This is a genomic window from Paenibacillus sp. FSL R7-0340 (assembly GCF_038002205.1).
In the GTDB taxonomy this organism is placed as follows: domain Bacteria; phylum Bacillota; class Bacilli; order Paenibacillales; family Paenibacillaceae; genus Paenibacillus; species Paenibacillus polymyxa_B.
In genome coordinates this window covers 280,701-305,923 of record NZ_JBBOBY010000003.1, presented here as the reverse complement: position 1 = coordinate 305,923, position 25,223 = coordinate 280,701, and the positions used below count along the sequence as shown (strand labels likewise).

General features: G+C 45.1%; 28 protein-coding genes, 1 tRNA gene and 1 riboswitch. Of the genes, 19 read left to right on the top strand and 10 right to left on the bottom strand.

The window, feature by feature from the left end:
• Nucleotides 1–346: 346 nt before the first annotated feature.
• The 10 genes from guaB to MKX59_RS27360 all read left to right on the top strand — a co-directional run bounded on the left by guaB (nt 347) and on the right by MKX59_RS27360 (nt 8,802).
• Nucleotides 347–1,804 (top strand): IMP dehydrogenase, encoded by a 1,458-nt coding sequence (guaB, locus tag MKX59_RS27405; RefSeq protein ID WP_013308172.1) that lies wholly within the window; start codon nt 347–349, stop codon nt 1,802–1,804.
• Between the two features lie 328 nt (nt 1,805–2,132).
• Nucleotides 2,133–3,521: a D-alanyl-D-alanine carboxypeptidase family protein gene (locus tag MKX59_RS27400; RefSeq protein ID WP_053324338.1), complete on the top strand. Its 1,389-nt coding sequence runs from the start codon at nt 2,133–2,135 to the stop codon at nt 3,519–3,521.
• A gap of 131 nt (nt 3,522–3,652) precedes the next feature.
• Nucleotides 3,653–4,534 carry a pyridoxal 5'-phosphate synthase lyase subunit PdxS gene (gene pdxS, locus MKX59_RS27395; RefSeq protein WP_025720037.1) on the top strand — a complete coding sequence of 294 codons (882 nt, stop codon included), beginning with the start codon at nt 3,653–3,655 and terminating at the stop codon, nt 4,532–4,534.
• Between the two features lie 16 nt (nt 4,535–4,550).
• Nucleotides 4,551–5,117, top strand: coding sequence for a pyridoxal 5'-phosphate synthase glutaminase subunit PdxT (gene pdxT / locus MKX59_RS27390; RefSeq protein WP_053324339.1), 567 nt, complete (start codon nt 4,551–4,553; stop codon nt 5,115–5,117).
• A 36-nt stretch (nt 5,118–5,153) separates the two neighbouring features.
• On the top strand, nt 5,154–6,437 hold the full coding sequence (gene serS, locus MKX59_RS27385; protein ID WP_053324340.1) for a serine--tRNA ligase: 1,284 nt from the start codon (nt 5,154–5,156) through the stop codon (nt 6,435–6,437).
• A gap of 88 nt (nt 6,438–6,525) precedes the next feature.
• Nucleotides 6,526–6,614, top strand: a tRNA-Ser gene (locus tag MKX59_RS27380).
• Between the two features lie 144 nt (nt 6,615–6,758).
• Entirely contained in the window at nt 6,759–7,100 is a 342-nt protein-coding gene (locus tag MKX59_RS27375; protein WP_013308177.1) for a hypothetical protein, read from the top strand.
• Nucleotides 7,101–7,128: 28 nt separating this feature from the next.
• A complete protein-coding gene (locus MKX59_RS27370) occupies nt 7,129–7,299 on the top strand; it encodes a hypothetical protein (protein ID WP_007428073.1) in 171 nt (56 codons plus the stop codon).
• A 72-nt stretch (nt 7,300–7,371) separates the two neighbouring features.
• Nucleotides 7,372–7,527, top strand: coding sequence for a small acid-soluble spore protein P (locus MKX59_RS27365; RefSeq protein ID WP_025720032.1), 156 nt, complete (start codon nt 7,372–7,374; stop codon nt 7,525–7,527).
• 198 nt (nt 7,528–7,725) lie between these two features.
• Complete coding sequence (locus MKX59_RS27360) at nt 7,726–8,802, top strand: hypothetical protein (protein ID WP_028542606.1); 1,077 nt, start codon at nt 7,726–7,728, stop codon at nt 8,800–8,802.
• A gap of 115 nt (nt 8,803–8,917) precedes the next feature.
• On the opposite strand, the gene MKX59_RS27355 is transcribed toward MKX59_RS27360, so the two are convergent.
• Entirely contained in the window at nt 8,918–9,484 is a 567-nt protein-coding gene (locus MKX59_RS27355; protein WP_053324342.1) for a GNAT family N-acetyltransferase, read from the bottom strand.
• A 60-nt stretch (nt 9,485–9,544) separates the two neighbouring features.
• Nucleotides 9,545–10,045 carry a tRNA adenosine(34) deaminase TadA gene (tadA, locus tag MKX59_RS27350; RefSeq protein WP_053324343.1) on the bottom strand — a complete coding sequence of 167 codons (501 nt, stop codon included), beginning with the start codon at nt 10,043–10,045 and terminating at the stop codon, nt 9,545–9,547.
• 328 nt (nt 10,046–10,373) lie between these two features.
• Between tadA and MKX59_RS27345 the strand changes: the two genes are divergently transcribed.
• A complete protein-coding gene (locus tag MKX59_RS27345; protein ID WP_028542603.1) occupies nt 10,374–12,650 on the top strand; it encodes a PAS domain S-box protein in 2,277 nt (758 codons plus the stop codon).
• A 51-nt stretch (nt 12,651–12,701) separates the two neighbouring features.
• Entirely contained in the window at nt 12,702–13,403 is a 702-nt protein-coding gene (gene rluF, locus MKX59_RS27340) for a 23S rRNA pseudouridine(2604) synthase RluF (protein ID WP_028542602.1), read from the top strand.
• A 135-nt stretch (nt 13,404–13,538) separates the two neighbouring features.
• Here the strand turns inward: rluF and motB are convergent, their stop codons facing one another.
• Nucleotides 13,539–14,366: a flagellar motor protein MotB gene (gene motB, locus MKX59_RS27335; RefSeq protein ID WP_025723781.1), complete on the bottom strand. Its 828-nt coding sequence runs from the start codon at nt 14,364–14,366 to the stop codon at nt 13,539–13,541.
• A complete protein-coding gene (gene motA, locus MKX59_RS27330) occupies nt 14,359–15,153 on the bottom strand; it encodes a flagellar motor stator protein MotA (RefSeq protein ID WP_028542601.1) in 795 nt (264 codons plus the stop codon). Before motA ends, motB begins: the two co-directional genes overlap by 8 nt.
• A 187-nt stretch (nt 15,154–15,340) precedes the next feature.
• Between motA and MKX59_RS27325 the strand changes: the two genes are divergently transcribed.
• Nucleotides 15,341–15,634, top strand: coding sequence for a hypothetical protein (locus MKX59_RS27325; protein WP_028542600.1), 294 nt, complete (start codon nt 15,341–15,343; stop codon nt 15,632–15,634).
• Between the two features lie 117 nt (nt 15,635–15,751).
• Complete coding sequence (locus tag MKX59_RS27320) at nt 15,752–16,051, top strand: 4a-hydroxytetrahydrobiopterin dehydratase (protein WP_007428083.1); 300 nt, start codon at nt 15,752–15,754, stop codon at nt 16,049–16,051.
• 78 nt (nt 16,052–16,129) lie between these two features.
• Here MKX59_RS27320 and MKX59_RS27315 read toward each other — a convergent pair whose 3' ends face one another.
• The 4 genes from MKX59_RS27315 to MKX59_RS27300 all read right to left on the bottom strand — a co-directional run bounded on the left by MKX59_RS27315 (nt 16,130) and on the right by MKX59_RS27300 (nt 20,711).
• Nucleotides 16,130–16,636, bottom strand: a complete 507-nt coding sequence (locus MKX59_RS27315) for a GNAT family N-acetyltransferase (protein ID WP_076265409.1) — start codon at nt 16,634–16,636, stop codon at nt 16,130–16,132.
• Between the two features lie 303 nt (nt 16,637–16,939).
• On the bottom strand, nt 16,940–17,440 hold the full coding sequence (locus MKX59_RS27310; RefSeq protein ID WP_025723776.1) for a C40 family peptidase: 501 nt from the start codon (nt 17,438–17,440) through the stop codon (nt 16,940–16,942).
• A gap of 5 nt (nt 17,441–17,445) precedes the next feature.
• Nucleotides 17,446–17,583, bottom strand: a riboswitch (cyclic di-AMP (ydaO/yuaA leader).
• 276 nt (nt 17,584–17,859) lie between these two features.
• Entirely contained in the window at nt 17,860–18,687 is an 828-nt protein-coding gene (locus MKX59_RS27305) for a hypothetical protein (RefSeq protein WP_028542598.1), read from the bottom strand.
• 11 nt (nt 18,688–18,698) lie between these two features.
• A complete protein-coding gene (locus MKX59_RS27300; RefSeq protein ID WP_340859452.1) occupies nt 18,699–20,711 on the bottom strand; it encodes a M1 family metallopeptidase in 2,013 nt (670 codons plus the stop codon).
• A 124-nt stretch (nt 20,712–20,835) separates the two neighbouring features.
• Between MKX59_RS27300 and MKX59_RS27295 the strand changes: the two genes are divergently transcribed.
• Together MKX59_RS27295 and MKX59_RS27290 are read left to right on the top strand one after the other, a co-directional pair.
• The gene (locus MKX59_RS27295) at nt 20,836–21,342 is read left to right on the top strand and encodes a YwhD family protein (protein WP_028542596.1); all 507 of its coding nucleotides are present in this window, start codon (nt 20,836–20,838) and stop codon (nt 21,340–21,342) included.
• 170 nt (nt 21,343–21,512) lie between these two features.
• Nucleotides 21,513–22,064: an NAD(P)H-dependent oxidoreductase gene (locus MKX59_RS27290; protein ID WP_028542595.1), complete on the top strand. Its 552-nt coding sequence runs from the start codon at nt 21,513–21,515 to the stop codon at nt 22,062–22,064.
• Between the two features lie 9 nt (nt 22,065–22,073).
• On the opposite strand, the gene MKX59_RS27285 is transcribed toward MKX59_RS27290, so the two are convergent.
• Complete coding sequence (locus tag MKX59_RS27285) at nt 22,074–22,433, bottom strand: winged helix-turn-helix transcriptional regulator (RefSeq protein ID WP_025723772.1); 360 nt, start codon at nt 22,431–22,433, stop codon at nt 22,074–22,076.
• A gap of 304 nt (nt 22,434–22,737) precedes the next feature.
• Between MKX59_RS27285 and MKX59_RS27280 the strand changes: the two genes are divergently transcribed.
• Entirely contained in the window at nt 22,738–23,244 is a 507-nt protein-coding gene (locus MKX59_RS27280; RefSeq protein WP_025723771.1) for a PTS sugar transporter subunit IIA, read from the top strand.
• 99 nt (nt 23,245–23,343) lie between these two features.
• Here the strand turns inward: MKX59_RS27280 and MKX59_RS27275 are convergent, their stop codons facing one another.
• Nucleotides 23,344–24,093 carry an MBL fold metallo-hydrolase gene (locus tag MKX59_RS27275; protein WP_028542594.1) on the bottom strand — a complete coding sequence of 250 codons (750 nt, stop codon included), beginning with the start codon at nt 24,091–24,093 and terminating at the stop codon, nt 23,344–23,346.
• Between the two features lie 142 nt (nt 24,094–24,235).
• Between MKX59_RS27275 and MKX59_RS27270 the strand changes: the two genes are divergently transcribed.
• Nucleotides 24,236–24,781: a histidine phosphatase family protein gene (locus MKX59_RS27270; RefSeq protein WP_028542593.1), complete on the top strand. Its 546-nt coding sequence runs from the start codon at nt 24,236–24,238 to the stop codon at nt 24,779–24,781.
• 61 nt (nt 24,782–24,842) lie between these two features.
• Complete coding sequence (locus MKX59_RS27265; RefSeq protein ID WP_028542592.1) at nt 24,843–25,193, top strand: YunG family protein; 351 nt, start codon at nt 24,843–24,845, stop codon at nt 25,191–25,193.
• Nucleotides 25,194–25,223 lie beyond the last annotated feature (30 nt).

Genomic DNA, 25,223 nt, shown 5'->3' with positions numbered 1-25,223 from the left:
AACAAGTAAAGAGGACCATAATCTCAATGAGATTATGGTCCTCTTTGGTATATTGCGCTACAAACCACTTATATAATTGCTTCTATGCTGCGCATTCTAAGAGGAGATATGCTCTTGTGAATAGTTAATACCTTTGGAAACGCTTATTTTTAAAGGTTGTCCTTCGTAGGAGTACAGTTGTTTGTACAGGGAAATACTAAAGGTTAGGGCTATTGATGAAGGCTTGACACCCCTATACCGCTTTGCTAAGATTGCAATAATATATTTTCAGAGAGCCTTGATTTGTCCATGTCGGACAGACAACAAGACCAATACAGACTAAACAATTTGAAGGAGGATCATCTTGGTGTGGGAAGATAAATTCGGTAAGGAAGGCCTTACCTTTGACGATGTTTTGCTGGTACCTCGCAAGTCGGTGGTTCTGCCCAAAGAAGTAAGCGTAGCGACTCGTTTGAGTGATAACGTAAAGCTGAATATTCCTTTGATGAGTGCTGGTATGGATACTGTTACTGAGGCAGTGTTGGCAATCGCGATGGCTCGTGAGGGCGGTATCGGTATTATTCATAAAAATATGTCGATTGAACAGCAAGCGGTAGAGGTGGATCGGGTTAAACGTTCGGAGAGCGGTGTTATCACCAATCCATTCTCATTGACTCCGGATCATTTGGTATCCGATGCTGAAGCAGTTATGGGTAAATACCGCATTTCTGGTGTACCTGTTGTAAACGAAGAAAACAAACTGGTGGGTATTATTACTAACCGCGATCTTCGCTTTATTCACGATTTTAACCTTAAAATCAGTGAAGTCATGACGAAGGAAGAACTGGTAACTGCACCTGTAGGTACGACTTTACAGGAAGCGGAAGTCATTTTGCAAAAGCATAAAATTGAAAAGCTCCCTTTGGTCGATGATGAAAATTATCTCAAAGGCCTTATCACCATTAAAGATATTGAGAAAGCTATTCAATTTCCGAACGCAGCGAAAGATGCACAAGGCCGTCTTCTGGTCGGTGCGGCTGTCGGCATTTCCAAAGATACATTTGATCGGACTGAAGCACTTGTAAAAGCTGGTGTGGATATGATTGTTGTGGACTCTGCTCACGGGCATCATATTAACATTATTGAAGCAGTCCGCAAGCTGCGTGAAGCTTATCCTGATCTGACGATTGTAGCAGGTAATGTAGCTACTGGTGACGGAACGCGCGAATTGATTGAAGCTGGAGCATCGGTCGTAAAAGTCGGTATTGGTCCAGGCTCCATCTGTACAACACGCGTAATCGCAGGGATTGGTGTTCCACAAGTAACAGCAATTTATGATTGTGCAACAGTAGCACGTGAATATAATATTCCGATTATTGCAGACGGCGGTATTAAATACTCCGGTGAAATTACAAAGGCTATTGCGGCAGGAGCTTCTGCGGTAATGCTGGGAAGTCTTTTTGCAGGTACGGAAGAAAGCCCAGGCGAATCTGAAATTTATCAAGGACGCCGCTTCAAAGTATATCGTGGCATGGGATCTATGGCTGCGATGAAGCAAGGTAGTAAAGATCGTTATTTCCAAGATGACGACAAGAAATTGGTACCGGAAGGCATAGAAGGACGCGTTGCTTATAAAGGACCACTTTCCGACACTGTTCATCAGCTGTTGGGCGGTCTTCGTTCTGGTATGGGTTATTGCGGTACAGCTAATATTGAGGAGCTTCGTAACGATACAAGCTTTATCCGTATTACAGGCGCTGGTCTGCGTGAGAGCCATCCGCATGATGTGCAAATTACGAAAGAAGCACCAAACTACTCTCTATAAAGTTCGGCTGTAGTAGACTTGACGACAGGCAGAGCGTATTTCGCTCTGCCTGTCTTTTTTTAGAGATACCCCTGTGATAGAATAGACAAGTGTCCGCCTTTATGACGAAATTAGTGATGAATTAGGGCACGTAGGTCTTTTGGACGATTCCTACCAGTGAAGAAGATTCGAGCAGGAAATGCTCATGACAGGATACAACTAAGAAAACGAAATAAAACTGGATTTTATAACATTAAAACATTAATTACATTGGCCAAGTAGAGGCTGTAACCACCGTCTCGTTATACATAGCGGATCGGGTTGAGGTACGAGAGGAGTTTGTATTCATTTGAAAGCGAACAATTTAAAGCAAAATACAAAACGCAGCATGATTAAAAAGAGTGTGACTGCAGTCATGGTGCTTAATATGATGTATATGTCGGCATTGCCTGTTGTAGGAAATTTTGATCCGAGCGTGGCTACTTTTGCAGCTGGAGCGGCAACACAGGCAACCAATATTACGGGGACAGGTTCTATTAACCCCCCTAGTCTGGCACTACGTTCTGCCATTTTGATCGAGCCTTCCACTGGGCAAGTATTGCTGTCTATGAATCCAGATGAGCCACTTCCACCAGCAAGTATGACTAAAATGATGACAGAATACATCGTGGCTGAACAGGTTAAGCAAGGTAAACTCAAGTGGACGGATAAGGTTACGGTTAACGAGAATGCTTCTAAGAGCATTGGATCACGTATTTTTTTGGCTCAAGGGGATCAACATACGGTAGAAGAGCTTTATATTGCAATGGCGGTAGGTTCTGCTAATGATGCAACAGTAGCACTTGCTGAACGCGTATCCGGAACTGAGCAGGACTTTGTAAAACTAATGAATGAAACAGCTCAGAAAATGGGCATGAAAAATACGTATTTTATCAACTCGACTGGTTTGGACCGTGGTGATATGCCGAAAGGCTTCCAGCCGGATACAGACCGGGAAACTGTGATGACAGCGAGAGATGCAGCGACATTAGCTAGTAACATTATAAAGGACCACCCGGATTATACACGGTTTACCACAATTCAATCTTACAAATTCCGACCGACTGACAAAGCACCAATTATTAACTATAACTGGATGCTAGAAGCAAACAAAAATATTACTAACTTTAGAAAGTTTGCTTATCCCGGCTTGGACGGAATGAAAACGGGCCATACGAGCAATGCTGGAAACTGTTTTACAGGAACCGCTGAGCGCAACGGAATGCGTCTCATCAGTGTAGTTATGGGAGCAGATTCAGAGCCTCATCGTTTTACAGAGACAGCTAAAGTGCTGAACTATGGTTTTGATAACTTTGAAGTGAAGCAGGTTGTTGCTCCAAAGACGGTGGTTAAGGGTGTTGAGAATGTGCCTGTGACCAAAGGTACGGAAACAGAAGTACCGATCGTCACCAAGGATGCAGTAAGCTTTATTGTACCTAAGGGTGCGAGCAATCCTAAGGTAACCTTTACAACGAACATTACACCAGCAAGCTCTCTGGTGGCACCTTTGAAGCAAGGGGCCAAAGTCGGAACAATTACGTACACGTACAAGACAGACGGTGTGGATAAAGGGCAGACAAAAACCGTTGATCTGGTTACTACGACGGCAGTAGAAGAGGGCGGCTGGTTCCGAATGCTTTTCCGGGCAATCGGTGATTTCTTCGGAGATCTGTTCCAAGGAATTAAGAACCTCTTCTAAAAAAGCAAAGCTAGGCGACCTACCTTGTTTTTCATTACTTATTTTGCAGCTTGAAATGATTGTGTATTTGGCATTCGTGCGGTAAAATATTAAGTTAGAATCTAAACGTAACCCTTACAGGAGGCAACGACATGGAAACGGGAACTTCGCGTGTAAAAAGAGGTATGGCAGAGATGCAAAAAGGCGGCGTAATCATGGATGTCATGAACGCTGAGCAGGCTAAAATTGCAGAGGCAGCAGGAGCTACAGCTGTAATGGCTCTTGAACGGGTGCCTTCGGATATCCGTGCAGCTGGTGGGGTTGCTCGTATGGCTGACCCAACGATTGTGGAAGAAGTTATGAAGGTTGTTTCTATTCCTGTTATGGCTAAGGCTCGCATCGGTCACTTTGTAGAGGCAAAGGTACTGGAATCTCTCGGTGTTGACTATCTCGATGAGAGCGAGGTGCTGACACCTGCGGATGAAGTTTTCCATATTGATAAGCGGGAGTTCACCGTTCCATTTGTTTGTGGAGCCAAGGATCTGGGAGAAGCGCTGCGTCGTATTGGTGAGGGTGCATCTATGATCCGTACGAAGGGCGAACCGGGAACTGGGAATATTGTTGAGGCCGTTCGGCATATGCGTTTTATCAATGGTCAAATTCGCAAGGTGCAAAACTTGTCGAAGGACGAGCTGTATGCAGAAGCGAAAAACCTCGGAGTTGCTTATGAACTGCTGTTAGAAGTGCATGAGCTTGGCAAGCTGCCTGTGGTCAACTTTGCAGCGGGTGGTGTAGCGACACCTGCCGATGCCGCGTTAATGATGCATTTAGGCGCTGATGGCGTCTTTGTAGGTTCTGGTATTTTCAAGTCGGATAGCCCTGAGAAGTTTGCACGTGCAATCGTGGAAGCGACCACTCATTATACGGATTACAAGCTAATTGCAGAAGTCTCCAAGAATTTGGGAACTCCTATGAAAGGCATTGAAATTTCCAAACTGGCACCGCATGAGCGCATGCAGGATCGTGGTTGGTAAGAAAGAAGGGACCGGCATGAAAATAGGTGTATTGTCGCTGCAAGGCGCTGTAGCTGAACATATACGAAGCGTTGAACGTGCGGGTGCGGAAGGTATAGCGGTGAAGAAGATCGAACAGCTCGATGAGCTGTCCGGTCTTATCATTCCCGGTGGTGAAAGTACCACTATCGGTAAGCTAATGCGCAAGTATAATTTTATAGAGGCTGTACGTCAGTTTTCCAATCAAGGCAAGCCTGTATTCGGTACTTGCGCGGGATTGATTGTACTGGCTAAAACGATTCAAGGACAGGAAGAAGCACATTTGGGACTCATGGATATTACAGTATCGCGTAATGCATTTGGTCGCCAAAGAGAAAGCTTTGAAACAGACTTGAACATTAAAGGGATTGAGGAACCGGTTCGTGCTGTATTTATACGCGCGCCATTAATACAGTCTGTTGGAACGGGAGTAGATGTGCTGTCTGAGTATAACGGCGAGATCGTGGCAGCCCGTCAGGGTCATTTGCTGGCTTCATCCTTCCATCCGGAGTTAACAGACGATTACCGGTTACATCAGTATTTTGTGGATATGGTCCGCGAATAGGGGAAAGTCAGGTTTGTAGTGTAGGAGGGATTACCTGTGTTAGATATAAAGATTTTACGTAATGAGCTTGGTCGGGTTGAGAAAGCTTTGCAGAACAGGGGGAAATCTCTGGATCTGATTAATGGTTTTACAGATCTGGATGTAAGCCGTCGTGAGTTACTACAAGAAAGCGAAGGACTCAAAAATCGTCGGAACGTGGTATCCGGTGAAGTAGCCAAGTTGAAGAAGAATAAGGAAAATGCGGATGATCTGATTGCAGAAATGCGTCAAGTCTCCGATCGTATTAAAGAATTAGATGAGCAAGTACGCGAACTGGAAGTACAGATCGACGAACTGGTGATGTCTATTCCGAATATTCCTAGTGAAACAGTACCTGTAGGTGCATCGGAAGAGGATAATGTAGAAATCCGTCGCTGGTCGGAGCCACGCGAGTTTTCTTTTACACCTAAAGCGCATTGGGAATTGGCTCAGGATCTAGATATTCTTGATTTTGAGGCAGCAGCCAAGGTAACGGGTTCTCGTTTTACGTTCTACAAAGGACTGGGAGCAAGATTAGAGCGTGCGCTGATTAACTTTATGATGGATCTGCACAGCAGTGAGCATGGTTATGAAGAAATGCTTCCTCCATACATTGTAAATCGGGATAGCTTGTACGGAACGGGTCAACTTCCGAAGTTTGAAGAAGATTTGTTTAAGCTGCGTGATACTGAGTATTATCTCATTCCTACGGCTGAAGTTCCGGTAACCAACTACCACCGTGAAGAGATCATGAATGCGGAGCAGCTTCCAAAATATTATGTAGCATACAGCTCTTGCTTTCGCTCGGAGGCAGGATCAGCAGGACGTGATACACGTGGCCTGATCCGTCAGCATCAGTTCAATAAGGTAGAGATGCTTAAGCTAGTTCACCCGGATACCTCTTATGAGGAATTGGAGAAAATGACGAATAACGCTGAGCGTGTTTTACAGCTGCTCGGACTTCCATATCGCGTGCTGGCACTTTGCACTGGAGATATGGGTTTTACGTCTGCCAAAACGTACGATCTGGAAGTATGGTTGCCTGAGAGTGGCATGTACCGCGAGATTTCTTCTTGTTCAAACACAGAAGACTTCCAAGCGCGTCGTGCAAACATTCGTTTCCGTCCAGATTCGAAAGCGAAGCCTGAATTTGTACATACGCTGAACGGTTCAGGATTGGCTGTGGGGCGGACTGTGGCTGCTATTTTGGAGAACTATCAACAAGAGGACGGAAGCATCGTGATCCCAGAAGTCCTGCGTTCATACATGCGAGGTATTGAGGTTATTGCTCCTAAGCAGTAAGTGTTGCATTCTTAGAAATCCTGTGGTAAAATAATTTTGTTGCGCCTGAGTATGTTAAAAGGAAAGCAGCTTTATCCATTTACCACCTGGAGAGGTACCGAAGCGGTCATAACGGGGCGGTCTTGAAAACCGTTAGAGTGCAAGCTCACATGGGTTCGAATCCCATCCTCTCCGCCATATTTTAAATAAACCAAGTCATTCAAATACGATAGCTGATACATTGGCCTTTATAAGCTAATGATCAGAAATCGTGGAGAATGGCTTTTTTGTTGTATAAAAAGCTCGTTTTTTTCACACGTTATCAGATGTGGAGGTGCTGGCATGAATCGAGAAATGACAGTAGACCAGCAAAAGCTGGTAGAGGCCTGGCAGGAACAACTGCCGATTCTTTTGAATTCAGGGGACAAATCACAGGTACAGGCAGATGAAGCCAATAACCGGGCTATACGAATCCACATCGAGGTTGAAGGCCGACAAATGTACTCCTTTGATTTTGCATGTACTTATGTAGACTCCCGGGAAGTACAGGTTAGCTTAGTCGATGTAGAGCGAGACGGACAGTCTGTGGATGAACGAACAGATATCATTCAGCAGTTAGTGTCCGATTATACTCGGCATATTCACCAATGTGCCCAAACATTACAGTCGTTGACGCATTCGTAGGTCATGAAGGAATGAGGAGGAAGGCTACATGACAAAAGCCAAAAACGGACTGGATAAAAACCTGTCTAACATTGTTGATGATTTGGAGCAACGTCCAGTTAATAGTCATCAGGCACAGCAAGTGCAGCAGGATCGTAATGATCGCCGTCATCAGGATTCACTAAATCACGATAAAACGGAAGATCTACACCATCTATAGTCCTATTTTTAATGGTAATAAACGGATTCGTTGATGTACCAAAAATATAGACTGAGAATGGAGGATGCATAAATGAGCAAGCCTAAAGCCATTCCTGTTCCCGAAGCACAGGATTCTGGTGGAAGTAACGAAAAGCGTGAGCGTAGTCATCAGCAGGAGCCGTTATCCGGTTCCAAGAAGGTGAAACAGCGGAATCACGTGGATCACCATAATAGAGAAGGCTCATAAGCAGGCAGACCTTTCTCCTAAAATATATTGCATAGTGTAAGACACCCTGGTTAGAGAGCCAGGGTGTCTTTGTGCTTATTGTAAGAAAATTTTCCAATAAGTGTTTCGCCGTTTGAGAATATGAGTTAAAATAGAAGGTGTGTATTTTTTTTGTTAGCATAAAAAAGGGGTTAATTACGAGAGGAGAGAATCTACACAATGAGTAAAAAGTTATCCGTCTTGGTACTCACTATGGTGTTGCTTTTGACGGTAGCCCTGGTAGGTTGTAGCAAGAAGTTAGAACCGAAGGAAGCTGTTACGACCGGTACAGCTAATGCAATGAAATTGAATTCTTATGAATCCAAAAGTCAATTCACGATTAAGGAACTGACCATTACATCCGCTTCTGTTCCAAGTGAGCAAAGTGCAATGGTAACTAGCATGCTGAAAAATGCTGATATTACGCTGGATGGTGTATACCAAAAAGAACCTTTCCAATCTGAAATGACGCTCGGCATTCATTTGAAAGGTGATCTTTCCACCAGCTTCACGATTCCAATGGTAATGACTAAAGATAAACTGTACGTTAAAATTCCTAATATTCCATTTTACCCGCTTCCACAGGATGTTGTAGGTAAATTCCTGATCATTGATCCACAAGAACTGGCTAAACAATCAGGACAAGAATTTAATCCTGCAGCCATGGATCAGGAAAAATCGCAGAAATTTGCGAATGAAGTGATTGCTGCTATTATGAACGAGTATGATCAAGCTACGTACTTCTTTGATATTGATCCTAAAGACGCTAAATTGCCACAAGGCGTTGAAGCTAAACAAGTAGTTCAGTTCAAAATAACGAACGACAATGTGAAGCAAGCGACCAATACATTTATCACTAAGGCGCTTCCTAAAGTCCTTGATGTGATGTCTAAAGATGAATATGCTGGCATGCTTCAAGTGAAGAAGGAAGAGCTGGCTGAAGCGAAGAAAGAACTGCAATCCAACACCAGCGAAGTTAGCAAAAAGCTGGATGAGTTGAAAAACTATTTGACGGTGAAACAATTTGACATTAACACAGCTTTGAACAAGGATAACATTCCTGTGTATCAAGACCTGAATGCGAATGTAGAGATGAATGATCCGGCTACAAAAGACAATGTGAAATTGTCCGTAACAGGCTACACGCAATACAGCAAAATCAATGCTAAAGCAGCATTTAAAGTGGGTATTCCAACAGGTGATCAAGTCCTGACTATGGAACAACTGCAACAAAAAATGCAAACTGTTGCTCCTTAATTATGGGATGACATGATTGCAAAACATCATTTTTTTCGTATATGATGTAAGAAAACCGCTCGGCATAAGCCGGGCGGTTTTTTGTTTACTGTTAATGTTGTCCCTGTGCAGTCATTTAGCTCTGCCACACGTCATCCTCAGCCAAAAGTCCAAACATCTGGTGATCCTGCCATGCGCCCTGAATCTGTATAAGCTTGCGAGCAATGCCTTCTGGCTGGAAGCCGCATTTTTTTAATACACGTTGTGAGGGATCATTATGCAAAAGGGTACCCGCTTGGAGACGATGTAGAGATAAGGCACGAAAGGCATATTGTATGATCAACTTTAAGGCAGCGGTCATATGCCCTTTACCCTGTTCATGATGATCCATCATGTAGCCGATATCAGCGAATTGTCCAACTCCACGTACTAGATTGGAAATAGAGATATAACCGATGAGCCGTTCTTCCTTTAAGAGAAAGATACCGAACACGTAACCTCGATCCTCTTCGGCCTGACGCAATTTCTGACGGATATAATCCTGCTGTTTCTCTAATGTGAAAAATGAATCCTCGTAAAGCGGCTCATAAGGCGCATGGGAATCCCTATTACGGTGCCTAAGGGCGAGAAGGGCTTCGCTATCCGCCAAGCTAAATGGCCGTAAAAAGATACCTTGAGGCGTATTATACAAGCTCATAGGCATGGGTTGGTCTCCTTCCATGGGGAATTAGCAATGAGATGAAGTGTTTTGGACTTTTCCCCCTCAGGATGAGGATGGGGGAGGAGACAATCTGGCTGCCGCTCTTTTTTGCCGGAGATGCCGAAAAAAGCTCGTTAGCAGCGAGGCGCATTCCTCCTGCAGTACACCACTAGTTACTTCTGTACAGTGATTAAACCGAGGCTCCTGTAATAAATTCATCAGCGTGCCTGCGCAGCCTGCCTTGGGATCTGTAGTTCCGTATATCAAATGGGGAACCCGTGATTGAACAATGGCTCCGGCGCACATTGGACACGGCTCCAGAGTGACATACAGCCTACAATCCAGCAGGCGCCAAGCGCCTAAGTGCTCACTGGCCTGACGAATGGCAACCATCTCTGCATGTGCGGTTGGGTCAGCATCCGTCTCGCGCAAATTGTAGCCGCGACCGATGATTTCATTATCTTTTACGATGACAGCCCCAATGGGGACTTCACCTAACGTTTCTGCCTTATATGCTTCCTGAATGGCTTCTTTCATCCAATAGGCGTGATCCATGGTGGTCACTGGGAAAATGCTCCTTTCAAACGCGGAATTATCCAACGAACAAATATTCCGTTGTTAACATGATGTGAATAAAATTGTGGATAACACGGCACTTGTCCACAGGTTTATCCACAGTTTATAATAAAATCTGTGTATTTGTGGACTACCTGTGGATGATTATCTTCTTATATTGTAGGCAAACGATCGTCTATTGACAATACTGTACACAAGGTGTGTATTTATGTATATCCGGTAAATGTAAATGCTGGTATCAGAGGCGCTATTACGGTATCATTGAGTTAGCAATTGCCAGTAATCGCCAGCATACGGCAAGAGGTGAGAAATCAGTGTGTCGATAAAAATCAGAATAACGATCATTTTGTCGGGGTCCGTCTTGTTTATCCTGTTGTTAAACATCGCACTCAATTATTACACGACCCACGAAAATCTAAGAAGTGACAGTGAAACTAAAATGGTTCTGACCGCTAAAATTATCGGAGGAGCTATCGAACAAACCCAACATAGCTGGGAGGCCGTTGACAAACAGCTCGGATATAATCTGTGGCTTTCTGCCACGTTGGCTGCCAATCAGCTCGATCCTGACATCCGAAATATTCAGCAGGAACAGCTTCAACAGATAGCCACACTCCACAGGGATATTAATATTTCTTTGATGATTCGAGACGGGCAGGGGTATAAGGTTGTCAAATCCTCCGATCCTAAAGAAGTAACGCCATCCGATCCATTGACCGGGCATTGGAAAAATGCAGTTGACCAATTATATGAGCATGGACAGGCTGCAATGGCGCAAGGTCAGAAACTGGATCATTTTTGGACCGGATCATTTGACTACACGGGTTCAGACTCCTCACATATTAATAAATGGGGATTTTATTATGACCAAAAACGTAACTACTTAATTCGAATTTCCTTTCAGGATACTTCAGTACAAAATTTCATAACCATCCTGAGTCCCGATGAGATCGTAAAGCAAACCCAACAAGTGGATTATCGCATCATGGAGATTACAGGAATTAACCCTGCAACCTTTGGTGGCGCTACGATGGACAAGAACGGGAACGACTGGAAATACTATTACATGTACAACAAACCGATCCAATTCGGCACGTATCAACTAACGAGAGTGCAGGAGGATCGTTTGGCCGTGTCCAGGGCTATCATCTCGGGGGAGAGTATTGTACAAGACTGCTATATTAAAGGCGAACGGGTTCTCGTCAGTTACATACCTTTTTATCCGGCTAACCGTGATGCCTATGTTATCCGTATTGTTATGAATTATGATACGATCACTTCTGTTATTTCCAAGCAATTGATTAGTTTAATTGCCATTTCTATTGTCCTTTTAGAGGTTGTGATCATTGGAAGCTATGTGCTTGCCAGTCTGTTTGTCCGTCCAATTCAGTCGATTCTGGGCAAAGTGAACGAGATGGCTGATGGTCATTTTGATACACGGCTAGAAATCAAGGGTGGTCATGAGCTTGCACAGTTGGGTGAGCGCATCAATGCGATGGCCTACAATTTGGGGGTGTATACGAGAAGACTCGAACAAATGTATGAAGAGAACCGTTCTGTAAAGGAGCATCTGGAATCGGTTATTAATCAGACAGCAGATGCGATTCATGTGACTGATGAAGAGGATCGTGTCGTTCGGGTCAATCATGCCTTCGAAGCTTTGTACGGCTGGACCAAGAAAGAGTTGGTTGGTCGTAAGCTGGAGTTTGTACCTCCGCAGCAACAGGAGGAGTATGAATTTCAGAAGAAGAGCCTGCTTCAGGGAGAGAGCATCGTATCAAGTGAGTCCCTTAGAATGCGTAAGGATGGAAGTACGGTAGAGATTAGTATGAGCACGTCGCCTATTCTGGATGAAGAAGGCCAGATTTTGGGGTTTATCTGCGTGTCGCGTGATATCACGGGTCGCAACCGGATGGAGGAGCTGTTGCGCAGATCAGAGAAACTGACAACCGTCGGACAACTAGCAGCAGGCGTAGCGCATGAGATTCGTAATCCGCTAACCACGCTACGTGGCTTTCTCCAACTACAGCAGCAAAATCAAGTGTTGAATATGAAACACAACGATATTATGATGTCTGAGCTGGATCGCATTAATTTGATCGTAAGCGAGTTTTTAATTCTGGCGAAGCCACAGGCGGTGCATTTTCAGAAAAAAGATGTTCGCTATATTGTGAGCGATGTGATTTCTTTACTAGATAGTCAGGCGCATCTGCTGGGCATTGTATTCAATCTTCAGGTCACGGACGAGCCTGCCCTGGTATACGCCGAAGAAAATCAGTTAAAACAGGTATTCATTAATTTACTTAAAAATAGCATGGAGGCTATGAGTAAAGGTGGTATCATCACGATTCATTTGTTCTTGGAGGGAGAAAGCGTTAAAATCTTCATACGGGACCAGGGAACGGGTATTCCTGCAGAAATGCTGTCCAAGCTAGGAGAACCTTTTTTCACAAACAAAGAAACAGGGACAGGACTAGGACTTATGGTCAGCCAGCGTATTATACAGAGTCATAAAGGCACACTGGATATTGAAAGCACAGAGGGAGAGGGAACGACAGCCCTGGTGCAGCTTCCGATTGCCAAGCCGGAGTAACGGGCAGGGGCGCAGGAGGAAGTGTGTTAGTAGAAATGGAGGGTACACAGGTTGCGCATTAACAAGTTTATCAGCGAAACCGGTTTTTGCTCGCGTCGGGAGGCGGACAAGCTGGTAGAGAGCGGCAGCGTGACGATTAACGGCGAAGTGGCCGTGCTGGGTAGTCAAGCGGAGGAAGGCGATGATGTTCGCGTGAACGGCAAGCCACTGCGCGAGAAGTCCGATCACGTCTATATTGCATTGAACAAGCCGGTGGGCATTACAAGTACAACGGAGAGCCACATTAGAGGCAATGTTGTTGATTTTGTGGGGCACCCGCAGCGGATATTCCCGATTGGACGCCTGGATAAGGATTCGGAAGGTCTCATTTTACTTACCAATGATGGAGACATTGTGAATAAGATTTTACGGGCAGAAGGCAAGCATGAGAAAGAATATATCGTAACAGTGGATCGCCCTGTCATACCGTCTTTTGTGCAGGGCATGTCCAGCGGGGTGAAAATACTCGGCCAGCGGACGCTACCTTGTGAGGTGACGCGTGTATCTGAGTATGTATTCCGTATTATCCTGACTGAAGGGAAAAATCGTCAGATCCGGCGTATGTGTGCTGCCTTCGGTTATGAAGTAAAAAAACTGCAACGGCTGCGAATCATGAATATTCGGTTGGGGTCCCTTCAGAAAGGTGCCTGGCGTGATCTGACAGAGGCTGAGAAGCAGGAGCTTGGCCAGATGCTCGATTATACGCTTAGCTAATGCCAGAGGAGTTTCGTATAGCCTACAGCGTATGATCGTGTACCTGACAGGGCCAGAAGTACAGGAAGCATAAACAAAGAGGCACCAGCTGCATAAAAATGCGGCGGTGCCTTTGTTCATATAACATATGCATAATCAACCTTCACTCGAGCTTGAGGTAGGACTGATGACTTGTGTCCCGTTCTGATATTTGCGGAGAACAGATATTTCAACACGACGGTTTTTGGAGCGTCCTTGACCATCTTGATTGCTTGCCAATGGACGATACTCGCCATAACCGATGGATACAAACTTGGTTGGATCGAGATCTGGATTGAGCAACAAGATACGCAAGAAATTCAGAGAGCGCTTGGCGCTCAAATCAAAGTTGGACGGGAACTGGCTGTTGGAGATCGGTACATTATCCGTGTGACCCGATACGATAACATCATAGCCAGGGAACTGCTGAAGCATACTAGAAATAGACTTGGCCAGCTTTCTTGCTTCCGGCTTTACTTCGGCCTGCCCGGATGAAAACAAGGCATTATCACTAATGGTGATCATCAGCTGTGATTGGTTCAGCTTGGTATTCAGCAACGGGGTCAGGCCGTTATTTTGAATGTATTGATCCATTTGTTTTTTAAGTTTTTTTAAATCTTCTTCTTCCCGCTGGGCCAACTGTTTTTGCAGTTCAGAGGTAGAAGTAGCCTTCGATTTTAAGGGTTGTGATACTTGTTCTTTATTTTTGCCCATATCCATGGATTGTGACGACGGATTCGCGGCCGAGTGATCCAGCACGCCAGTGCCGCCACTAAAAGCTGCACTCAGGGATTGAGCCATAGTTTCAAATTTTTTGGCGTCGAGCGAGCTCATACCGAATAAGACAATGAAAAGAGCCAACAGAAGGGTCATTAAGTCGGAATATGGCAACAGCCAGCTTTCGTCAGCATGCTCTTCATGCGGTTCATGTCTCTTTTTACTCACTGGAATCGCCATCCTTCTGGGTCAACGTAGCCCGTTCGGTCGGAGTCAGGAAGATCGTCAGTTTCTGACTGATGGCAATCGTCGATATCCCCGATTGAATGGAAAGCAGACCTTCGACCATCATTAATTTAAGCTCCACTTCTTTTTTGGATAACCGTTTGAGCTTGTTGGACATCGGATGCCACAGGACATAACCTGTAAAAATACCGAGCAACGTCGCAATGAAGGCTGCTGCAATGGCATGAGAGAGCTTTTCCATGTCACTAAGGTCGGCCAGAGCGGCGATCAGACCTACAACCGCACCGAGTACCCCGAGCGTTGGAGCGTACATACCAGCTTGAGAGAAGATCAGCGCGCCAGAGCGATGTCGGTCCTCGGTAGCATTGATATCCTCCATCAGAACGTCCCGTACGAATTCCTGATCATTTCCGTCAATAATCATTCGCATGCCGCCACGCATAAAGGGATCGTCGATTTCCTCTACCTTAGATTCCAAGGCGAGCAGACCTTCACGACGGGTAATGGATGCCCACTCGGTAAACGTACCGATGAGCTCTTTGCGGTCTAACAGTTTTTGTTCGGTGAAAATAACCTTGAACAGCTTCGGAATCCGTTTGATTTCTGCCATCGGGAAGGCCATAAATATACTCGCTGCCGTTCCGACGAAAATAATCATGTAAGCAGCGGGATTATTGACCAGATTGACGACCGGAGCGCCTTTTAAGATCATCCCGACGACCAGTGACATAATCCCGAGCACAAGTCCGATAATGGTTGAAATTTGCATGATACACCTCATCCATGAGAATAGATTTTGAATCCTTTCATGCCGCCGGGGTCGTCCTTGCCCCAAGCGCGTCATTACAAGACGGATTATAGTATTTATCGACAAAACTCTCTTTTTTGTTAAGTGCGAATTTCCGGTATAATAAGGTGATTATGTATTGAATGGCGGAACCATTGGAGGAAATGGCATGGGAGTAAAGCATGGGCGTGAGTATGAACAAATTTTGAACGATTTGACAGAGGCTGTGGGACGCATCCCAGACAGCTACGAATTTTTCGAGATGGAAGCAGAAGATTGGGACAGGCTGGACCCGGCGGGACGCCAGGAAGTCAATGAAGCTTTGGCAGAAGACTTATTTTATGCACTGGGTACAGAGCCCATAATCACTGTAGGCAGTGGCGTTGTGATCTATGAGCCGGAGCAGCATCGTATCTATGTACTCATTGGAGACGAGGAGCTGACGTCAGTCCCTTTGATTTGAGGTCCGTCTTATGGATTTATCAACGGGGCCGTGGTAATATGTACACCAATATATCGTAGTTTTGGCCGTATTTAAGCGGTCGAAAGGCTTCCGTATAAACGGGGAGGAGTTCGTAACATGCCTTTTACACAAGAAGAGATTGAAGCACATCTGGAGAAACTGGAGGGCTGGGAACTGGAGGAAGGACGTTGGATCGTTCGGAAATATAATTTTTCCAGTTTTATGAAAGGGATTGCATTCGTGGATGAAGTTGCCGCTATATCTGAAGCATTCAATCATCATCCATTTATTACGATTGATTACAAGACCGTGACTCTGCGTTTGACCTCTTGGGACGACGGCGGTATTATGGCCGTGGATATTAAGGAAGCCCAACAATATAATGAAGCTTTTGAAAAAATGCGCAGCAGTCATTGAGCTTGTAATGATCTGTCGTATGATGATAAAAGCGCCTTCGCTATACAACATCGCGGTTGTATGCCGAAGGCGCTTTTATCATAGAACCTGGGTTTGGTGCTCGGGACGATATACCATACAAAAAAACGGTTTTTTGCCATCGGGAGTCTGGCGTTCATAGGTATCTGTAAGCTCAAATCCAGCCGCCTTGTAAGCCCGGATAGCGCGCCGATTCCAAGTGAGTACCTCTAGATCAATTTCATTCTTCGGGTTGCGTCGTTGGGCTTCCTCTGCAATGGCACGGACAAAATCAGCGCCTTTGCCATGTCCGCATCTTTCGGGATGCATTCCAAGACCTAGCCGGGTCACACCGATCATAGGAAAATATTGAGCAAATCCCGTCAGCTTATTCTCTTCATCCAGTACGGCAACATATTGCTCTTGGCGAAGCGTGGGACTTCCAAATTCGACTTCAAGCGCCTTCATTTGTTCCCAGGGGAGCCAACCGTATATATTATAAGGTGGATCATAGCGCCACTCACAGATTGCAGCCGCTTGATGCTCGTCCATCGGTACGATCCGATAGTTGGATATTGAGGCCGGCATGTGTTCCATCCTCCTTTTACAGGTACTTCAATCATTAACAACAGATTGTAGACAAGTTGCAGGGGAATGGCAAGCGTGTTTATTTCATACTCAAGTCGGGTATACATTCAATAAGAAGGAATTACTGCTCATATGCTCCCCCAGCGCTGACGGTAAAACCGACGATGTTCGCTAAAATTGAAACCTTTTGAGGCTTCAGTTCGTCAGTAATGATAATAATTGCTGATGTTGTGGACATAAAAAACCGCAATTCGATTCCGGCCAGAATCAAATTGCGGCTAGGGTTAGCTTGCTGTGCGTTAGTTATTCTACGTTGTCGTCATCAGGAATTTCTGAAGCTACAGAATGGTAAGCGTCTGTGCTCATAATTCTTTTTGCACCGACATAGCGGTTAGCGTAATAATTTTCGTTCAGTGAGCTAACTACTACACCACGTGAAGTCGAGGAGTGGGCAAATTTCCCTTCACCTACGAAGATACCTACATGGGAAATGCCTCTTCCTGTGGTGTTGAAGAACACCAGGTCTCCAGGTCTCATTTCATCGCGGGATACAGAAGATCCCATTTTGAATTGTGATCCGGATTGATGCGGAAGTTTAATTCCCAGTTTGTTGAATACATACATTGTGAAGCCGGAGCAATCGAATCCCTCGAGTGTAGTGCCTCCGCTTCTGTAGCTCGTTCCTTTGGCATCTTGAATGACCTGGTCCATCTTAGAGTCTGCATATGCACTGCCGCCACCGAATGTAAAAGATGTAAAGGCAATGGCAAGACCCATAGCTGCGATCGTTAGCTTCTTCTTCAAAAAAAATATACCCCTTCCAATGCCTGCGAGGTTAGCTTAAGGATTCGGTAGAAGGTTCCCCTATGACCACTCTGTTGCGAGATCAATTCACCCAAACTGGTTCCCCCGCTTCCTAGGTGCCAGGAATTAGGCTTAACTTAAGATGTGCACCTTGGAGAGCAGTATTCACAATAACGTTATTTTTGAGATAAAGGTTACAATAAAGATTACAAAGTTGTTACTATCAGTTCACTGCGATTATTGTAACAAAGACGGCTGGCTTTGGCAAATGTTTCATTGCAAAAAGTTACAAAAAAAATCTGCTCCTAATGTCCAAGGAACAGATGTTGTTAACAGTATTCAGTTATGTGTCGTTTGCGCGGATATGAATCAAGATTTTTCGACAGACGGAAATGAAGTAAAAAACATAAAGGCAGGGCTTAACTTCTACTGGAGATATCGGTATGCCATAGTCTGTACTGCGAACTGATATGCCACAGCCTGACCAGACTAGTAACAAAATGATACGATTGCTGGAGAATGAGCGCCAGCATGCCAGTCCAAATCATCGCCACGGTGCCAAATAGACCGAAGACCAGCAGCACACAAGCACCAAGCAAAAGAGATATACCGACAGCTGGAAGGAGCTGGCGAAAGAAGGCGAGCAGGGACGATAGTATGGCGTGACCACCGACAGTCCCCAGTTGCATATACAGGATGCACTGCCGAATGAACCATCCGTATGCCATCCATCCCATGACATAGGGCAACAAATGCAGCAGATAAGAGGAAGATTGAAGTGCTCCTGCTACAATAGGGTAGAGTCTCGGTACTACCCAAATGGCGGGAAGCAGCAGCAGTCCCAACTCGATGATGTAATACAACAGCGACGACATGCCATGGCGTTTCATACCCTTGAAAAAGGACAGGCTTTGCGGTTCAGTCGCATCGGTATGCAGGCTTTGATATATTCCGGCTCTAATGAAGGGAGTGATCAGTATGCGTAGTACAGTCGCCCCTAGTAGTATCCACAAATACACATGTACTTCCCGGCTGTCCATCAGAGCAATCTGGCTCTCCATCCAAAACAAGGTCTGTCCCAGCTCGTTTTGACCCTGATCAGGATAACGGAGCAGTAGCGGGATAACGGCAGACTGCACCAGCCGATAGAGAAACACCCCCCACAGTAGTCGATACAGAAATAAAATGATAACGATATAGAATCGTATGCGCACCAGCGCCCAGCCCTCTTTTATAACAGTCCGCATCTATAGACACCTCACCATGACAGACTTCCAAGCAGTGTTTCTAACAGCTTGGTTACACTTACATTCCAACGGGTTTGTTGCTTTTCGTCCAATTCGGCTTTTAGGCTATTGTTAATGTGCTTGTTCTCCAGTGCAATGGTATATAGAGGATCAAGGGTTACATAGGAAACGGGAGAAGTACTTTTGATCCGAAAAGTTGTGCTTTTGCCCGCGCCGTCCCAAGCCTTGAATATCGTGGTACCATCCTTGAAGGTAAATTGGACAGGGATCTTGGGATAATCCGCCCCTTTTTTGCTGACCGTCACGACTGCTTCATATCCATTCTCCAGCTTTTGGTTCGTGATATGATCCACCGAAAAGTCCGCCATCTGGCCGTCATATACATACTGTTCAAAATAGTGGCTCCATGAGCGTCCGGTGGCTCTCTCCACGATACGTTGAAAATCCTGGGAGGATGGATGCTTGAATCGGTACGTCTGGACGTAGGTCCGCATAATCCGATCCATTTTTTTCATACCCACCTGACGTTCAATGCCCCGTAGTACCAGCTTGCCTCGAGAGTAGGCGTTTTGCGCGTACTCAGCAGCCGAGCCGTACTTCCATGACTCGCGGTTTAGCGGCTGTGGGGAGGCTATCTGTCCCGATTGTAATGGCAAGTTGGGGGTAAGCCCATATTCTTGCTCCATAAGCCGCTCCTCTGCATAGGAGGTGAAGCCTTCATCCAGCCACGGCTCCTCAAATTCGTTATTGGCTACCATTCCGTAGAAATATTGATGTCCAATCTCATGAACTAATGTTCGTTCCAGACTATAGCCAGGATTTAGATTACCCGCAGCAGCGGCTGTGATGAGTGTCGGATACTCCATACCGCCGGCTCCATTGCCTGATTTGGGTGGAACCACGATGGATAGGGTGGAATATGGATAAGGCCCGTACCATTTGCTGTAGTACGAAAGAGCGGCCTTCGCTGCGCTCATATAGCGCCCTTTGAGCTCCTTGTGCGACGGGTCAAGGTAGAGCTTGATTTTGACACCAGGGACTTCAGCAGAAGAAAAGGGTTCTTCTACGGTTACAAAGTTGGGTGAAGCGGACCAGGCAAAATCGTGTACATCATCGGCATAAAATTGATATATTTTTTGGCCGTTCTGTCGGACGGCACCACGGGTGGGAAATCCGGTCGCTGCTACGATATGAGTTTCAGGCACCCGAATCCGTACGCTGTAAATTCCAAAATCGGCATAAAACTCGGAGTTACCATGATACTGGTGGAGGTTCCAGCCCTCTTCGGCGCGTCCACGTTGCCCTGCAGTCTCGTAGACGCTGAGCTTCGGGAACCACTGTCCTGCCATTACAAAATCATCTGTCGCACCCATACGAGCGAAGATGGCGGGCAGTTTTACCTCAAACTTCATATATAATGTGATTTCTTCGCCACCTCGTACCGGCTTGGGTAGACGCACCTTCATGAGCGAACGGTCGCCTGCGTTACCGTCATCTGGCTGCACATATTGGATGCGGTGCATGAGAGATAAACCGTCTTCTGTTTTTAGTTCAGTCAGCGTCATGGAGCCAAAGCCGTCTTTGGGCATGGTGTCTCCGCGCAGCTTTCCACCGGATTCCTTCATAAAGGTGGTTTCCATGGAAGAGAAGGCATTCGGGTATAGATGAAGATACAGATCATTCACGGTTTTCTTGCCCGGATGCCTCCAGGTCAGTGTCTCAGTGCCTCGCAAAACCTGTCCTTTTTCCAGAGACACATCAATGTGGTACTCTACCACCCGTTTGCTGAGGATTTCTGTAGCGGGCTGTGGAGGGTTCTTGGGCAGGTCAGGCAGGATGTTTGCCCCTAGAGGCATGCCCATATTTGGGACAAGCGCAGACTCAGACAGGGAGCCGTATAGTGGTTGGCCTATGGACTGCGGGTCTGATTGCGATTGGGGCTGCCAGGCAAACCATAACGTCCCTGCGAGGAGACCGAGGGCTAGTGTAGACAATAAAACGATTTTAGTGCGTGCTGGGGTCATACAATGGATACCTCCCGTTGACAAGCATCTACAGCATGTATATGTTTGCTTTCAGGAGATTATTAGTTAAAATATTTATAGTGTAGAATGAGTGTGAAGACGGAAAATGGAGGTCTAGTGACGCATGAGTGAAAATCAGCCGGACGGCAAAAAACAGATTGCACTGAACATTGTCAGTGGCAAGAGTAAACATAAGGGTTTCGGCGCAGGCTCAATCGACCTGAACAGCATGTCCCCGGTCATCATTGACCGAGGAGAAGCGAAAATTGATATCGGTGCCATGCATGCCAAAAGTAAAGTAGAACGTGGTATCAAGTTCTCTACGAATAAAGAGGATGTACCGAATGGACGGCAGGTATGGCTCGTATGGGTAGCCGTGGATCGTACGCCCGAAGGACGTATGTACGGCGGCGCCACCGCCTGCGAGATGCTGATTGACGACGAAGCCAAACGCGGCTGGAAAATCCTCGCCGATCACGTCAACCGTATGGATTACGCGCTCAAGCGTCGTTTCATGCTGGATGATCTCGGCAGCGAAGATAGAGCAGCGCTTAAAAGCCTGCTAATTTCGCATAACGAGGAATGGTGGGACGCTTCGCCTGAGGAATTGAAGCAGGCGCTGGAAGGATAGGCCCAGCGTTAACGCAGTAAAAAAAGCAGCCACTTCTGTGGGCTGCTTTTTTTATTTATCTGAGTTGACACTAACCTTTTAGTAAGTAGTTGTCCTGAAAGTGCATACTTACATATTTGTAGCGCTCACTTTATACTCAAAAATAAATAATACTTAAGGAGGACAATTCTTTGAAAACTCTTGTTATCGTTACACATCCAAGCATCGAGGCATCTGTCATAAATAGGCGATGGGTAGAAGAACTCAAAAAATATCCAGAAAAGTATACTATCCACGAATTGCATAAGGTTTACCCTGACGGGAACATTGATGTGGAAAAAGAGCAGCACTTCATTGAATCACATAGCAATCTCATTTTACAGTTCCCAGTTTATTGGTTTAACAGTCCGCCTCTCCTTAAAAAATGGCTTGACGATGTTTTTGTTTATGGCTGGGCTCATGGTTCAAATGGAGGTGACAAATTAAAGAATCGTAAGGTTGCTTTAGCAGTATCTGCCGGAAGTAAAAAAGAAGATTATAGTGAAGAAGGAAGATATCGCCATACACTTGAGCAGCTATTATCTCCTTTTGAAACAACCTTCCTATATTGCAATGCAGATTATCGTTCGTTCTTTGCGTTTTATGGTACAGAAAAAGAGTCTGGCGAAAATGAGATTGGTACGTCCGAAAGCGAATTGGAGAAAAGCGCACGAGATTATTTGAATTTTATTGACAGCCTGTAATAGGAATGTCTATTGCTGTCCGTCCTCCAGAGCTGGCAAACCATTTTCCTCTCCCCACTCGCACATCATATTTAATAATGGAATGAGAGAAAGGCCACGTTTAGATAGTGAATATTCAACTTTTGGAGGGATCTGGGGAAATTCCTTGCGTATGATAAGGCCATCTGCCTCTAGCTCTTTTAACATGATGCTTAGTGTTTTGAAGGAAATGGTACCGATACTTCGCTTCAGCTCGTTATGTCGCATAACCTTATTTTCAAAAAGCCAATATATAATGATCATTTTATATTTACCGCTTATTAAGGACAACGTATATCCAAAGCCAGTGTCTTTTAGGACCACGCCAGACGGAACACAGGGTTCACTCATAAATTACACTCTCCTTTAGGTAAGTATATAATATGAATGTGCATACTTTACAACTGATCATTATGCAATTTTAGTGAAAGGATGTAAAGTATGCTCGCTATAAAATGTTTCTGTATCTTTAAACGGAGTGATTCTAGAAACGGAGAGGAGCATCTTGACATCCTGGAAAGGCATTCACTATAATTCAGATAGAAATCGCTTCCACTCCTTTTTTTATTCATTTTGTGGAACCGGTTCCTTGAAAGATGTAGTTAAGTCCTATTCACTGTTTATGAATGTAATCTCTAAATAAGGTGGCATCGTTATGTTTAAATGGTTGAAAAAGAAGGCGGCTCCTCGTATTGAAGAATTCGACATGGTAGCACCAATCAAAGGAAAAGTGGTTTCCCTTGAAGAGGTTCCAGATCCTGCGTTCTCTACGAAGGCTATGGGGGAAGGCATCGCTATTCATCCGACTGAAGGTAAAGTGACTGCTCCTTTTACGGGTAAAGTCGTCCACGTGATGGAGAAAAGTAAGCATGCTCTGATCATTGAGCATGAATCTGGTGTACAAATTTTGATACATGTCGGGATTAATACAGTTTCCCTCAAAGGACAAGGGTTTAACCCTCACGTTCAAACAGGAGATAACATTAAAGCAGGGCAATTACTGATGGAGTTTGATCTAGACGCGATTCAACAGGGGGGATTGCCTGTAATTACTCCGGTAATCGTTCCAGACGGGCAAGAGATGATCAGCCATGTGGAAATCTTGGAAGGAACATCTGCCTCTTCAGAAGTACCCGTATTAAGAGTCCACTTAAAAGCCTAGTTCTCATTCAGAAAAGACTAACCAGGAATTCCTGGTTAGTCTTTTCTTTAGATGATTATCTGATCGGTCAAGGATCGGGTATGACCATGTAATCAAAAGCTAGGATTCACATATTTCAGATATCCGCTGATTACAATTGCCTTCGTACAGCCCTCCATGAAAGCAGATCACTTTTTTAATATCATAAGGCAGCAGGTTTTTAAGAGATTCTTTGGCCATATTGAAATCACAGCAGTATTGCGGGTCTGGAGCCAATAATTTGCTGCTTACTACGCGTAGGGCATCTCCTGCAATCAGGGTTTGACTGGATTTATGATAGAAACTTAGGTGTCCTGGTGTATGACCAGCAGTATCTATAACTATGATCCCCCCACAGAAGGACAATTCCTCTCCGGCAACGATGGTGGAGTTTACAATAGCCTTTGGGGGATTTTCAAGTGTACGCCGGAATGCATGTCTCCATTCTACCGGAACGGATTCGGGCATGGAGCTTACAGCTTGATCTATTGCTTCTGGAGTCAGCTTTATAAGCTGTTTTTCTCCTTGTATATAAGGCCTTTCGATAGAACTGGCTAATACTTGAACTGGGGATGAGGAAGCCCGGATTATATCTGTTAAACTGCCGATATGATCAAGATCCTGGTGTGTTATTAATATGGAGGTAAGTTTATGGATTGCTAATCCGGTGTCTAGAATAGCCTCATGTAAAAGTGAGAGTTGCCCGGGGTAAGTCGTATCGACTAAAATCATGTTATCTTCGTCCCACATTAAAGTGGGGTGAATACTCTCTATACTTCCCATGATGTTAGCAGAAACCTGGAGTATGTGTATTCCCTTGTCTAATTGCATCGAATCCCTCCCATAAGAGTTGATGTAATACAAAGGAATCGTATCATGAAATCCAAATATGTAAACCAATATTATAACATAAAAATAATTATTTGTAAATATGCACAATTTTAAATTTGTGTGACAGTTAAGGAGTGATGACGTGAAGAAAATTTATTTTGTCAGACATGCCCAAGCAACCGGACAGGAACCAGATGCCCGACTCACCGATGAAGGTACCCGGCAAGCTGAGCAGTTGGCTGATTTTATGGAGAATGTAGGTGTGGAATATATTGTGTCCAGTCCATGGAAACGGGCCGTGCGAACCATTCAGCCCTTGGCTGAGCGTAGACAGTTGCAGGTATATACTGATCTACGTCTTCAGGAACGTGTATTAAGCGGTGAGCATCTGGATCATTGGCTGGACGTGCTGGAGCAGACGTATTTGGACGAGGACTTGAAGCTGGAGGGAGGAGAATCATCTCGTGAAGCAGCAGATCGAGGAATCCAGCTTGTCCAGGAGCTTATAGAGCGGGCGGAAAAAACGGTTATCATTGTAACTCATGGAGCTTTACTATCTCTTCTCATTCGACATTACGATCCGCAGTTTGGTTTTGAGGAGTGGAAAAAACTTTCGAATCCAGACATATATTTGCTAGAACTGAAAGAAGCAGAAGCCAAGATTCATAGAGTGTGGAATACGGGTTGAAATAAATAAAGCACGTTCACCATAAGTGCAGAATGGAATCGAAGAGGGAGGCGCATGTTGAATGCAAACCGTTTTTTTAGAATTAGAAAAGGCGTTGTTTCAAGCTTGGTCTTTGGAGTCTAGCTCTAAATGGATAGCAAATAATCCTGCGGCTGGACAATGTGGTGTCACAGCGCTTGTCGTTCAGGACAGGCTTGGCGGCGATATTTTGAGGACATGGCTGGATAGTGGTTGGCACTATTACAACCGCATTGGTGAGGACATTATAGATTTTACGAGGTCGCAATTTTCAATCCCTCCACAGTATCAGGATGTATACTCCAACCGGGAGGAGGCTTTTTCGGACACCAATGCAGAGCAGTATACAGCTTTAAGTCGGAGATTAAAGGAATTTCTGAACGAAGAAGAATAAGGGGATTTTGGTGCATCTTCTGTAGCCTTG

What these genes read in the sequence shown, in the direction of transcription:
- pdxS (WP_025720037.1), top strand. Translation starts at nt 3,653, where the DNA reads ATGGAAACGGGAACTTCGCGTGTAAAAAGAGGTATGGCAGAGATGCAA.
- pdxT (WP_053324339.1), top strand. Translation starts at nt 4,551, where the DNA reads ATGAAAATAGGTGTATTGTCGCTGCAAGGCGCTGTAGCTGAACATATA.
- MKX59_RS27375 (WP_013308177.1), top strand. Translation starts at nt 6,759, where the DNA reads ATGAATCGAGAAATGACAGTAGACCAGCAAAAGCTGGTAGAGGCCTGG.
- MKX59_RS27370 (WP_007428073.1), top strand. Translation starts at nt 7,129, where the DNA reads ATGACAAAAGCCAAAAACGGACTGGATAAAAACCTGTCTAACATTGTT.
- MKX59_RS27365 (WP_025720032.1), top strand. Translation starts at nt 7,372, where the DNA reads ATGAGCAAGCCTAAAGCCATTCCTGTTCCCGAAGCACAGGATTCTGGT.
- MKX59_RS27360 (WP_028542606.1), top strand. Translation starts at nt 7,726, where the DNA reads ATGAGTAAAAAGTTATCCGTCTTGGTACTCACTATGGTGTTGCTTTTG.
- MKX59_RS27355 (WP_053324342.1), bottom strand. Translation starts at nt 9,484, where the DNA reads ATGCCTATGAGCTTGTATAATACGCCTCAAGGTATCTTTTTACGGCCA.
- motA (WP_028542601.1), bottom strand. Translation starts at nt 15,153, where the DNA reads ATGCAAATTTCAACCATTATCGGACTTGTGCTCGGGATTATGTCACTG.
- MKX59_RS27325 (WP_028542600.1), top strand. Translation starts at nt 15,341, where the DNA reads ATGGGAGTAAAGCATGGGCGTGAGTATGAACAAATTTTGAACGATTTG.
- MKX59_RS27320 (WP_007428083.1), top strand. Translation starts at nt 15,752, where the DNA reads ATGCCTTTTACACAAGAAGAGATTGAAGCACATCTGGAGAAACTGGAG.
- MKX59_RS27315 (WP_076265409.1), bottom strand. Translation starts at nt 16,636, where the DNA reads ATGCCGGCCTCAATATCCAACTATCGGATCGTACCGATGGACGAGCAT.
- MKX59_RS27305 (WP_028542598.1), bottom strand. Translation starts at nt 18,687, where the DNA reads ATGCGGACTGTTATAAAAGAGGGCTGGGCGCTGGTGCGCATACGATTC.
- MKX59_RS27300 (WP_340859452.1), bottom strand. Translation starts at nt 20,711, where the DNA reads ATGACCCCAGCACGCACTAAAATCGTTTTATTGTCTACACTAGCCCTC.
- MKX59_RS27295 (WP_028542596.1), top strand. Translation starts at nt 20,836, where the DNA reads ATGAGTGAAAATCAGCCGGACGGCAAAAAACAGATTGCACTGAACATT.
- MKX59_RS27285 (WP_025723772.1), bottom strand. Translation starts at nt 22,433, where the DNA reads ATGAGTGAACCCTGTGTTCCGTCTGGCGTGGTCCTAAAAGACACTGGC.
- MKX59_RS27280 (WP_025723771.1), top strand. Translation starts at nt 22,738, where the DNA reads ATGTTTAAATGGTTGAAAAAGAAGGCGGCTCCTCGTATTGAAGAATTC.
- MKX59_RS27275 (WP_028542594.1), bottom strand. Translation starts at nt 24,093, where the DNA reads ATGCAATTAGACAAGGGAATACACATACTCCAGGTTTCTGCTAACATC.
- MKX59_RS27265 (WP_028542592.1), top strand. Translation starts at nt 24,843, where the DNA reads ATGCAAACCGTTTTTTTAGAATTAGAAAAGGCGTTGTTTCAAGCTTGG.